Consider the following 11269-nt stretch of genomic DNA (forward strand, 5'->3'; position numbering starts at 1 on the left):
TCTATTCCGCCTTATGTCCACCGACGAGCTTACTGCGGTGTCTTGATGTTCCGGCATTTGTATAGGAAACTGCACGCAGGATTGCATCCGAACCATATTTTCCTCGGATGCCGTCCATTACGTAACCAAGCTTATGCTGCCTGACTCGGTTGAGATAGAACAAATCCAATTGCATTTGTGTGTCATCCTCAATATTGGACAGAGCAATTGAGATTTTCCGGACTGTTTTTTGGGCATAAAATTTCTCAAATAATTCAAGACAGACACGATACATTTCCATCGTAATATTTGTCGGAGTTTCAATTGTTTTCGACCGATAAAATCCTCCGCCAAACTCATCTTGGCTATAATGAATCCCAAGGCTAATCGTTCTTCCTGCTTTTTTATGTCGACGCGTTCGCCTTGCTACCTCTTCACACATTTCAAGAATGACGTGCTTCACTTCTTCTGGGTCTGGGTAGTCACGCATAAGGATTTGGCTTTTCCCAAAGCTAATCTGTCCTTGCATAATAGGGGCGCCAATTTCTGATAGATCGACACCCCAGGCATGGTAATAAAGCTGATTTCCCATCACACCGAATTTTTTCTCAAGTAATTCAAGTGGATAGTGGGCAAGTTGGCCAACGGTTGTAATTCCCATCCCATTTAAGGTTCGCTCTACCCTGCTTCCAATCCCCCACATTTCTCGCAATGGCGACACTGTCCACAGCTTTTCAGGGATATCTTCATAGGTCCATTCCGCGATTCCTTTTTTCTTTGCATCTAAGTCTAAGCAAAGCTTTGCCATCAACATGTTGGGGCCAATGCCAATGGCACAAGTTAGACCATACTCAGCTTCAATCTCTTGCCTAATTTTACGTGCAATCGTCGTAGCATCTCCCCATAATTTTTCAGTCCCATCAATCTTGATAAAGCTTTCATCTACGCTATACACATGAATCGCACTTTTTGGGACATACCGATTAAAAAGTCTCGTAATTTCTGTTGAAATTCGTAAATAGAGTGCCATTTTTGGATTTACAATTTGAATTCGTGGATCCTTGGGAATTTCAAAAAGTCTTGATCCTGTTTTTATTCCAAATTCCTGTTTTAACTTTGGAGAAGCGGCGAGCACAACACTTCCCTGGCGCTCCTTATCTCCAACAACAGCTAAATAGCACTCAAGTGGATCAAGACCTAATAAAACAGCAGCACAGCTTGCATAGAAGCTTTTTATATCCACGCATAAAATCTTTTGAACAGGCAACTGACTGTAATCCACCATCTAACATCATCTCCAAAAGAATGTATGTTCGTATTATATTCTTAATGATAGGAGAATATACGTTCGATTTCAATGGAAATTTAAAGAAAAACTTCAGGTGGTGTTCCCTTTTGGGTCGTACTATAATGGGGATAATCTAAAAAGGGGTGTAAGTATGGAGGATAAATTCATCCGCAAACTGATTCGAAATTATTTTTATCAATACAAGCATGACAGCGATTCTGTTCCCTTGTCAGAGCAGGATTACAAGGTATTAATCGAAAATATAAAAAAGCAACAGGGAATAGAAATTGAAGCTGAACTTCATGAGATTATTAATGACGTTGTCTATGAATATTTGACCACCTAAAAGAATGCTTACGTAAACAAAAGAAAAAACCAAAACGCTTAAGTTGCGAATTGGTTTTTTCAGTATTATATAGATAAGCGAAACGCCATGACAATAATCCCATCATTTGCGGGTTCAAAATCATATTGTGGCAAACGCTCAAAGCCATGTTTTGTATATAGCTTAATCGCCTGTTTCATAAACTCACCCGTATGTAGTCCGATAAATTGATGATTTTTTGCTTGTGAACGCTGAATGCACTCGGTAATTAAAGCTGAAGCGACACCCTTCCCACGAACCTCAGGACTAACTGCTAGCATTCGTATTTCAGGATAATCTAACTCTTCTAACTGGCCTTCATACGCGTCTGTATTAGCAGGAAACAAGACTACACTCCCTACAATTTTTTCATCAAGTTCACACACAATAAGCTCAGAACCATGGAGGCGATCAGCCTCAGAAGAAATGCCCTGCTTAAGAGCCTGCCAATGAGCAGCTGGAATTTCCATTGAATGCTCAAGATAAGCAGCAACTCGTTGCTCCCGAATAAAATCTAATTCATCCTGTTTTGCATCACGAATTTTCATGTATGATTTCACCTATCCTCGTATCAAGAACTTTTCTTTTTTTCCACTTAGCTGCTCACGGTCATGTTCCGAAAGCCATACAGCTTCATCTGGTCCTTTAGGAAGAATATTCACTTCTCCTTTTGCAGTATCAATAGTGATGGATAGATGATAATGTCGCTTAATCGCATCAAAATCAGTCGTATCACCGAAACCGGGAGTCTGATACAAGTCACGGGCATAGCCCCATAAATTTTTGAACTCGCGAATTAAATTTCGGTTTGTGCGAAATGCAGAATAATAAGCAGCATCAAAACGCACCAACGTCGTATATAATCGGACATCAGAATCCGTAATAAAATCACCAAATAAGAAACGATGCTTGGATAGACGCTCATCTAACTCATCTAATCTAGCAAACAATCGATCATAGGCTTGTTCATAGGCCTCCTGAGAACGAGCAAATCCACATTTATACACGCCATTGTTTACATCATGAAAAATGACCTCATTTAAAGCATCAATTTCTTCGCGCAAACTACTCTGATATAAATCAGGAGCATTTTCCTTATGGAAAGGAGCCCAAACGGTTTCAAAATAGTTGGTGAGCTTAAAATAATCATTGTTAATCGCATTTTTGGATTCAAGATCGACCATGACTGGTACTGTTGGTCTACCTGTATAGTTAGGGTCCGCATTCAAATAAACCTCACTCACATACTGGATATCTAAGACCGGGTCAACTCCATTTTCATCTAAGGAAAATTCCCAATCTACATGCTGAATTCTTGGTCTCAAAGGACTTACTGTTCCTAAGCTAATCGCTTTTTCTAATCCCAGCACTTTGCGAACAATCACAGATCGGTGTGCCCATGGACATGCAGCAGACCATAGCAAGCGGTAGCGCCCAGACTCAACGGGTAATTCACCAGGCTGGTTTCCAAAAGGTATAGTAAAGCGATTCGTTTGACGATTGAAAGAGCCATCGGCTTTTATTTCTACTGGCTTTTTTGATGAATTATTGCTTGATTCAACGGGAATCGCACAACTAATTGTCTGATCATTTTGTGACATGTCATTCTCTCCCTCATGTTCCCTCTATTTATGCATAGTAATTCAATGTGTTTAATGTAATTTACTCATTATCTAAATCGCGCGTCAAGATATATAACTCCTAAAATTAATAATTTTCTATGTTTAAAGAAAAAAAAATACCCCTTATAAAAAGGGGCTTTGTCGATACTTATTTCTTAAAAAATGCCTTTCCCCCAACTTTTTCAACAAGTCGAGGAAAGAGGGTATAAAACATACTACCTGCATTCATCCAGCCTGGCAGGTTAATTTCGCGTTTTGGAGTTAACATGGCATTAACGATTTTAGATGCAACTACATTGGGATCCAGCATAAAACGATTTACATTCTTCGCATACGTACCGGACTCATCAGCAATATCGAAAAAGCGTGTTCGAATCGGTCCAGGATTTACGGCTGTTACATGAATATTTGTGCTTGAAAGCTCCATCCGTAAACTATTTGTAAACCCGAGAACCGCATGCTTTGAAGCCGAATAGACACTCGATTTTGGTGTTGCGATTTTTCCAGCCTGTGAGGCGATATTAATAATATGACCCGTATTTTGCTCTATCATCGTCGGCAATACCATTTTTGTGCATGAAATGAGGCCGAAAACATTCACCTCGAACATTGCCTTCATTTGCTCTATTTGTGCATCCACAACATTTGCAAACACACCAAACCCAGCATTATTCACAAGAACATCAATCGTTTTTACATGACGGAGGATGTCCTCAAACACTTCTATTACATGGTCCGTATCACGAACATCCAATTTATAAAATAAGCAGTCTATGTTGTATTTTACTTGAATGTTCTGTGCGATTTTTTCCAACTGGTCATAGCTTCGAGCTAGTAGAATGGGAGATGCCCCCTGCTCTGCAACGAGATAGGCAATTTTTTCACCAATCCCGCTCGAAGCCCCAGTAATAACAATTGTTTTTCCTTTAAGTCTTGAATTCATACGACCTTTTTCACCTCAGGGAAATTTTTAATTGGCGTGATATATATATTGTCCGTTCACTACTTCTATCTTAATTTCACCTATTTCCTCAAGGAAGTCAAGCTGTCCAACTGTTTCAGACACCGTAAAGAGAGGTTGCTTCAAGTACACTTTCGGGAATAATTTAGTACATACTTCAAAGGCAGTCATTGGCTTTTTCTTAATCATTTGCAAAACATGGTATGCTCGCTCTTTTTGCGATACGAATCTATCTTGAATTAAATCACGTGGGTTCAGAATATCTGCTCCATGCCCTGTCACGACCTTTGACATGTCAAGGGAAAGAAGTTTTCTTAAAGAATTATTATATTGAATTAATGGTCTTGGTCTAGTAGTTTCACCAAATTGTGGAGGTTCAAGCAATGGATTTGGTGAGATTTTTGCTAAAAGGGTGTCACCTGCAATAAGCATTCCATCCTCTTCCCGAAACAAAACAATATGACTTTGTGCATGTCCTGGCGTCTCCAATACCTTAAAGCCCGTTAACCCTTCTAATGTATCTCCTTCCTCAACCGTTTTTGTTAGCGACCTACGGCAAGAATATTTAAATTCTTCATCCATGTCAAATAATGCTACAAATGCTGGGTCAAGACCTAACTGAATAAAAAGCTCATTATAAAACGGCTCATTATCTGCAAAGAATTGCTTATCCTGACTAATCCATGGTTGATTTTTGGGGTGACCAATAATTGGGATATCCGTATTGAAATAATCAAGGAGCCCAACATGGTCTGGGTGATGATGGGTGATCACGATTTGGTCGATATCAGAAGGTTGATAGCCTAACTGAGCAAGTTGCTCATTAAAGGACTGCCATGCTACCTCCGTTTTTGCACCAGCATCAATTAGTGTTAAAGCATCTCCTTTAACAACATATACATTCACATCACCTACAGCAAAAGGTGTGGGCAAGGTAATTTTAAAAACGTCCTTCGTGGTCGTAAGTTTGCTCATATAAATCTCCTTTGAACTATTTCCATATAAATTCCTTATACTTAATATTAGTTTACCTTTTCATCCTCGTTTTGTCATTATATTCGAATAACTTCTCTTTAATGTAAAAAAAAATGGGCTTATTTTTTAAAAATGAGTCCTTGACATCACGCTTAAATCAGTGCATAATGACCATTAATATAAATTCATAAAAGCAATGATTAGGACTAGTAAGTCATGCAATGGCGATAAGAGAGTGAGATCCACCGGCTGAAAGATCTCATTAGCCCGCTTCTTGATTGAACCTACCTATGAGCTGTTAGGAAAACCTAACCGTTTCACCCACGATACGGGTACGAGTGTTCATCGGAAAATCTTTTTTTCAGATGTTAAGTAAGGTGGTACCGCGGATAGCAGACCTATTCCGTCCTTTAATAAGGATGGAATAGGTCTTTTTATTTTGATAATACATTGGAGGGATAGTTATGGAAATGAAACAAAATATTGTGTTTGTCGGGGCCGGCTCAATGGCTGAGGCAATGATTTCTGGAATGCTACAAAAGGAGCTCTTCTTGCCCAGACAAATTTCTGTAATGAATCGCTCCAACCATACCCGATTAGAAGAGCTAAACAAAACCTATGGGGTAACGGTTAGTCAGAACAAACAAGAAACGATTGAAAATGCCGGAATCATTATTCTTGCGATAAAGCCAAAGGACGTGGCGGACGCAGTTTTAGCCATTAAAGATTTCGTAAGCGAAAAACAACTTATCATCTCCGTATTAGCAGGAGTTGCAACCACAACCATAACAGACTTACTCAGCAAAGAAGTTGCAGTTGTACGTGGAATGCCAAACACATCTGCCACCATCGGAAAATCAGCTACAGCCTTATCAGTAGGAATGTACGCAAATGAACACCATATTCTGATTGCGCGCCAATTATTTGAAACAATTGGAATTGTTACAACAGTGGCTGAGAAAGATCTTCATGCAGTCACAGGTCTATCTGGAAGTGGTCCTGCATATGTATATTATTTAGTTGAAGCGATGGAAAAAGCAGCTGATGATATCGGTCTCGAAAAAGGAATTGCTAAAGAATTAATTCTTCAAACGATTATTGGTGCAGCGGAAATGCTAAAAAGTTCACCTAAGCAGCCTGCTGCATTACGAAAAGAAGTAACAAGTCCAGGTGGTACGACAGAAGCAGGTATAAAAGTGTTGGAGCAATATAACTACCAACAAGCAATGGTGGCCTGCATTAAGCGTGCTACCGTTCGCTCCTCCGAGCTTGGAGAAGCCATGCTTCAATCCGTTTCACAAGAAAATGAATAGCCAAGTTTTTTAAAAAGTCAGTGGAATTCTACCGTATCCGAGAAATTGGTGCACAATGGTAGGATTTTACTGACATTTTTGGTAAAATGAAAGAAATAATATTTAGCCAACCGAAATATTATACAATGGGGAGATTCTATGAGTGCACCGCTAATTAAAGAAACACCTCCACAGCTAAGTACGCCCAAAGAAAAAATTTGGACCCGTGATTTTACCCTTATTTGCATTTCAAACTTTTTTATTTTTCTCGGCTTTCAAATGACGTTACCGACAATTCCACTATTTGTTGAACAGCTTGGAGGCAATGACCAACTCATTGGATTAGTCGTTGGTTTTTTTACTTTTTCCGCACTTTTAATCAGACCTTTCGCCGGCCATCAATTAGAAATAAGAGGACGACGCTTCGTTTATTTACTTGGGCTCTCCATCTTCGTTTTATCTGTTGGTTCCTATGGAATCATCTCAAGCTTACTTTTTTTATTCATGTTTCGAATCATTCAAGGGATTGGTTGGGGCTTTTCAACAACAGCCTCCGGAACAATCGCTACAGACTTAATCCCTGCCAATAGACGTGGTGAAGGAATGGGCTATTTCGGTCTATTCGGTAATATTGCCCTTGCTTTTGGACCCTCTTTAGGTCTTACACTTGCTGGCACAATATCCTTTACAAAGATCTTTTCCATTTGTGCCATTCTTGGATTAGTGGCACTCATCTTATCATCTAAAATCCACTACAAAAAGCGAGAACCAATAAAAGAAAAACCTAGAAAATGGGACTTTTATGAAAAAACAGCCCTTCCACCTTCGATTCTATTATTCTTTATAACTGTTACATTTGGAGGAATCGCAGCCTTTTTACCCATTTATACTCTACAAAAGGAAATACCCGGGATTGAATGGTACTTTCTATTATTTGCGATCGCTTTAATGATTACTCGTACGTTTGCCGGTCGGCTTTATGATTTAAAAGGTCATCAAGCAATTTTTGCACCTGGTGCTTTTATGATTGTTGTAGCTATGGTTCTATTAGCATGGTTACCTAGCAGTCTTGTCCTTTATATTGCCGCTTTTCTTTATGGACTTGGTTTTGGTGCTTTACAACCAGCCTTACAAGCATGGGCTGTGCAAACCGCTCCAGCACATCGCAAAGGAATGGCTAATGCAACCTTTTTTTCATCCTTTGACTTGGGAGTTGGAATTGGAGCAATTACTTTCGGTCAAATTGCCCACCATTTAGGGTACCATTCGATCTACATTGCCTCTGCATTCTCTGTTCTAATTTCCATTTTGCTTTATTTTATATGGATTGGTAAAACGACAACTCCAACATCTGTCTAAGGGGATCCTCTCCCCTTTTTCGCTTTTAGTCTTAAAAATCCCTTATCGTTTCGAAGAATTTTGGATAGAATGTATATATCAGATACGCCTTGGCGTATCTGGGCCCGATTTTTTTCGAGCCCGCTCGAAAAATTTCCTTTGAAAAATCGTGGCATCCGCCGTAGGCTTTAACATTATTTAGTTGGTGCTTAAACCTCGACTGAATAATGTTATAGGGATTGGAGGTTTTACTTATGAGGAGAATCCTATTATTTTTATCATTTTTATTTTTCTTATATGCCGGATGGACAGTGCTAGATAAACTCGCCACTAAAACTGATAATCAATCAGTTTTCGATACTATTACATCTGAAATCGACCGAGTTTCTGAATCTGATGAACTCGAAACGATAAAAACCAAACTAAATGAGGCAAAAGACTATATCGCAACATTGCTGCAAACCTTTGAGGAAAAAGCACCGGAAAATTCAATTATTGACCAGAACGTAATCGAGAAGCCAGAGCTACATGTTCCTAGTGAACAGGCTTTTTCGATACACAATGTTGAGCTTGGAGAGAGTAAACAGAGTGTAGAAACGAAGCTCGGTGCCGCTGAACGGACATCTTTAAATGAATATGGAACGAACTGGTATACGTATCATGAAAACTACCACAATTTTATGATGGTCGCTTATGACTCTCGTGATAATGTTGTTGGCTTATACACAAATCAAGACCTCATTTCATCAACGAAAGGAATCAAACGAGGAACACCAAAACAAGACGCTCTTAATCTACTTGGTGAACCTATGAGTCGAATCCAAAAAGGATTTGTTTATTATGAATTTCAGCAGGACCGGGACTATGACGTATTCCATATCGATAACACCTATGTCACCCTCTTTTATGATAAACACGAAAACAATACGGTGACTTCGATTCAGATTATTTCAGAAGCACTCGAACGAAATAGAGCGGATTTTTATACAGACGCCAGTGAGCAGTTAAAAGAAGGCTTCGAATATCAATTATTTGATCTAACAAATGCATCCAGGGTCAATCATGGCTTAGGGGTGTTAACATGGGATGACCACGTGAAGGAAACTGCAAGAAAGCATAGTTTAGATATGGCAGAAAACAATTATTTCAGTCATACAAATTTACAAGGCCAGTCTCCCTTTGATCGAATGCTTGAGGACGAAATTTTATTTACGATTGCAGGAGAAAATCTCGCCTATGGTCAGTTCAGCAGTATTTTCGCCCATGAAGGCTTGATGAACTCAATGGGACATCGAGAAAATATTCTAAAAAAGGAATATAAGTATTTAGGGGTTGGCGTAGCTTTTAATACTGAATCTCATCCTTATTACACGGAGAACTTTTTTACAAAGTAAGAAGTCTCACCTATATACCTCTCAATTTTTGGTTATCCTACCAAAGAGGTGATTTTGTGAAACTCGTAAGATTTTTATTAATGCTAGGCCTTCTCGTCGGCTTTCACAGTGTGACTCTTGCTGGGCAAACCGATGTTGAGTATGGACCCTTTACTATTGTTCAAAAGGAGTATATTGATTTAGACGGTGATGGAAAAAAGGATATCATCGAGTTATATGCGAGAAAAAATCAATATAATCTTGCAAATGAGTGGTCTTTAAAAATCAATGGTGAGCAATTAGGTACCTATCATAATAAACAGGATTTATACCAATTGGCTGACATGAAGTTTGCAGACGTCCTTCAAAATGGGAAACAGGATATACTCCTTTATTTTCATTCTGTCGGGAGTGGAGGCGTCACCGGGTTAACGGTCCTAAGCTATACTGGTGAAAAAGTTGAGGAAATTTTCACAGACCCTAATACATCAGGCTGGCTTGATGAAGCGAAAAAGCGTTTTTCTATGAAATACATTGGTGATAATCAAGTTGAATTTATTGATAAACGGACTGACTTAGAAGCAGTCATTCCGTTATCAGAGGATCGCTATAGAGATTTTCCAGATAAGGAAGAATTAAAGAAACGACTTGAAGCAATTGAAACTTGGGTTGACCCTGTTTCTGGGTATCGTTTTGATAAATTAACAAAAATGAAACCACAGGATATCGTGGCAATTCGAGCTGTTTCCGGCATTGCCCATTATGATGTAATCGCGTATTTTGAAACAAGATATGTTTTTGATAAACAAACTCAAAAATACGTGCCGACAAAAGTAGCTCTCATTAGTACAGAAACCGGTAAGAAATTAGCCGAAAAAACATATAAATAAACAAAAGCATCGACAACGGAAAGTCGATGCTTCTTTGTTTGATATGCACAATCGATGAACTGAATGTCATGACTTGATATACTATTTAGAGAAACAAATTACATAGGAGGTTACCGTTTTATGGAATCCACATTATTCTCACCATATACGATTAAAAATGTCACTTTAAGAAATCGAATTGTTATGTCACCGATGTGCATGTATTCCAGCCATAATAAGGATGGAATGCTGGAGGATTGGCATTATACCCATTATGTAAGCCGCGCTGTTGGTCAGGTTGGACTTATCATGGTGGAGGCAACCGCTGTAACACCACAGGGAAGAATCTCTCCACAGGATTTAGGAATATGGAGTGATGAGCATGTGCCAGGCCTGAAAAAACTTGTAGAAATGATCAAAGCACATGGCGCAAAAACATCGATCCAAATTGCCCACGCAGGTCGAAAAGCAACTGTTGAAGGAGATATTGTTGCCCCTTCGGCGATTGCATTTAATGAAAGATATAAAACCCCAAAAGAATTAACATTTACTGAAATTCAAGAAACAATTGAAGCATTCAAGGCTGGTGCAAGACGGGCAAAAGAAGCTGGCTTTGATATTATCGAAATCCACGGGGCACATGGTTATTTAATAAATGAGTTTTTATCTCCACTTACCAATAATCGTAAGGATGAGTATGGCGGAAGTAACGAAAACCGCTACCGTTTCCTTCAAGATGTAATTCATGCAGTTAAAGAAGTATGGGATGGTCCCTTATTTGTCCGTGTATCAGCAAATGATTATACAGAGGGTGGCTTAACACCTGCCGATTATGTAGAATATGCAAAGCGTATGAAATCCCAAGGTGTAGACCTAATCGATGTTAGCTCAGGTGGTGTAGTACCGGCTAAAATTGATGCATACCCTGGGTATCAGGTCGGTTTTGCGGATGAAATTCGAAATGAGGCAGAGATCCCAACTGGTGCAGTTGGTTTGATCACAAAAGCTGTTCAAGCTGAAGAAATTTTAAAAAACAATCGAGCAGATTTAATCTTTTTAGCTCGTGAATTATTACGTGATCCATACTGGCCAAGAACAGCTGCAAAAGAACTAGATGTTTCAATCGAAAGCCCGAAACAATACGAACTCGGTTGGCGTTAATTTTCTTAAAAAAAACAAAGGCACTCTCCCACGTGGAAAGCGCCTTT

The 11269-nt window shown here is 39.1% G+C and carries 11 protein-coding genes; 6 read left to right on the forward strand and 5 right to left on the reverse strand.

Annotation, left to right across the window (positions count from 1 at the left end):
* Position 1: 1 nt before the first annotated feature.
* Positions 2-1264 carry a DinB/UmuC family translesion DNA polymerase gene (locus tag V7097_RS12370; RefSeq protein ID WP_335703928.1) on the reverse strand — a complete coding sequence of 421 codons (1263 nt, stop codon included), beginning with the start codon at positions 1262-1264 and terminating at the stop codon, positions 2-4.
* A gap of 154 nt (positions 1265-1418) precedes the next feature.
* Between V7097_RS12370 and V7097_RS12375 the strand changes: the two genes are divergently transcribed.
* On the forward strand, positions 1419-1613 hold the full coding sequence (locus tag V7097_RS12375; RefSeq protein WP_335703929.1) for a YqzH family protein: 195 nt from the start codon (positions 1419-1421) through the stop codon (positions 1611-1613).
* A gap of 65 nt (positions 1614-1678) precedes the next feature.
* Here the strand turns inward: V7097_RS12375 and V7097_RS12380 are convergent, their stop codons facing one another.
* The 4 genes from V7097_RS12380 to V7097_RS12395 all read right to left on the reverse strand — a co-directional run bounded on the left by V7097_RS12380 (position 1679) and on the right by V7097_RS12395 (position 5189).
* Positions 1679-2179, reverse strand: a complete 501-nt coding sequence (locus tag V7097_RS12380) for a GNAT family N-acetyltransferase (RefSeq protein WP_335703930.1) — start codon at positions 2177-2179, stop codon at positions 1679-1681.
* Positions 2180-2191: 12 nt separating this feature from the next.
* The gene (locus tag V7097_RS12385) at positions 2192-3232 is read right to left on the reverse strand and encodes a glutathione S-transferase family protein (protein WP_335703931.1); all 1041 of its coding nucleotides are present in this window, start codon (positions 3230-3232) and stop codon (positions 2192-2194) included.
* Between the two features lie 169 nt (positions 3233-3401).
* Entirely contained in the window at positions 3402-4196 is a 795-nt protein-coding gene (locus V7097_RS12390) for an SDR family NAD(P)-dependent oxidoreductase (protein ID WP_335703932.1), read from the reverse strand.
* A 27-nt stretch (positions 4197-4223) separates the two neighbouring features.
* Positions 4224-5189: an MBL fold metallo-hydrolase gene (locus tag V7097_RS12395; RefSeq protein WP_335703933.1), complete on the reverse strand. Its 966-nt coding sequence runs from the start codon at positions 5187-5189 to the stop codon at positions 4224-4226.
* Positions 5190-5653: 464 nt separating this feature from the next.
* On the opposite strand from V7097_RS12395, the gene proI reads away from it, so the two are divergent.
* The 5 genes from proI to namA all read left to right on the forward strand — a co-directional run bounded on the left by proI (position 5654) and on the right by namA (position 11222).
* Positions 5654-6502 carry a pyrroline-5-carboxylate reductase ProI gene (gene proI, locus V7097_RS12400; protein ID WP_335703934.1) on the forward strand — a complete coding sequence of 283 codons (849 nt, stop codon included), beginning with the start codon at positions 5654-5656 and terminating at the stop codon, positions 6500-6502.
* Between the two features lie 138 nt (positions 6503-6640).
* Positions 6641-7840 carry an MFS transporter gene (locus V7097_RS12405; RefSeq protein ID WP_335703935.1) on the forward strand — a complete coding sequence of 400 codons (1200 nt, stop codon included), beginning with the start codon at positions 6641-6643 and terminating at the stop codon, positions 7838-7840.
* A 233-nt stretch (positions 7841-8073) separates the two neighbouring features.
* A complete protein-coding gene (locus V7097_RS12410) occupies positions 8074-9213 on the forward strand; it encodes a CAP domain-containing protein (protein WP_335703936.1) in 1140 nt (379 codons plus the stop codon).
* A gap of 56 nt (positions 9214-9269) precedes the next feature.
* Complete coding sequence (locus V7097_RS12415) at positions 9270-10082, forward strand: hypothetical protein (protein WP_335703937.1); 813 nt, start codon at positions 9270-9272, stop codon at positions 10080-10082.
* Between the two features lie 120 nt (positions 10083-10202).
* Positions 10203-11222 carry an NADPH dehydrogenase NamA gene (namA, locus tag V7097_RS12420; protein ID WP_335703938.1) on the forward strand — a complete coding sequence of 340 codons (1020 nt, stop codon included), beginning with the start codon at positions 10203-10205 and terminating at the stop codon, positions 11220-11222.
* The last annotated feature ends 47 nt before the right edge of the window (positions 11223-11269 follow it).

Source organism: Bacillus sp. JJ1562 (genome assembly GCF_036962705.1).
In the GTDB taxonomy this organism is placed as follows: domain Bacteria; phylum Bacillota; class Bacilli; order Bacillales; family Bacillaceae_L; genus Ferdinandcohnia.

What these genes read in the sequence shown, in the direction of transcription:
- V7097_RS12370 (WP_335703928.1), bottom strand. Translation starts at nt 1,264, where the DNA reads ATGGTGGATTACAGTCAGTTGCCTGTTCAAAAGATTTTATGCGTGGAT.
- V7097_RS12375 (WP_335703929.1), top strand. Translation starts at nt 1,419, where the DNA reads ATGGAGGATAAATTCATCCGCAAACTGATTCGAAATTATTTTTATCAA.
- V7097_RS12380 (WP_335703930.1), bottom strand. Translation starts at nt 2,179, where the DNA reads ATGAAAATTCGTGATGCAAAACAGGATGAATTAGATTTTATTCGGGAG.
- V7097_RS12385 (WP_335703931.1), bottom strand. Translation starts at nt 3,232, where the DNA reads ATGTCACAAAATGATCAGACAATTAGTTGTGCGATTCCCGTTGAATCA.
- V7097_RS12390 (WP_335703932.1), bottom strand. Translation starts at nt 4,196, where the DNA reads ATGAATTCAAGACTTAAAGGAAAAACAATTGTTATTACTGGGGCTTCG.
- V7097_RS12395 (WP_335703933.1), bottom strand. Translation starts at nt 5,189, where the DNA reads ATGAGCAAACTTACGACCACGAAGGACGTTTTTAAAATTACCTTGCCC.
- proI (WP_335703934.1), top strand. Translation starts at nt 5,654, where the DNA reads ATGGAAATGAAACAAAATATTGTGTTTGTCGGGGCCGGCTCAATGGCT.
- V7097_RS12405 (WP_335703935.1), top strand. Translation starts at nt 6,641, where the DNA reads ATGAGTGCACCGCTAATTAAAGAAACACCTCCACAGCTAAGTACGCCC.
- V7097_RS12410 (WP_335703936.1), top strand. Translation starts at nt 8,074, where the DNA reads ATGAGGAGAATCCTATTATTTTTATCATTTTTATTTTTCTTATATGCC.
- namA (WP_335703938.1), top strand. Translation starts at nt 10,203, where the DNA reads ATGGAATCCACATTATTCTCACCATATACGATTAAAAATGTCACTTTA.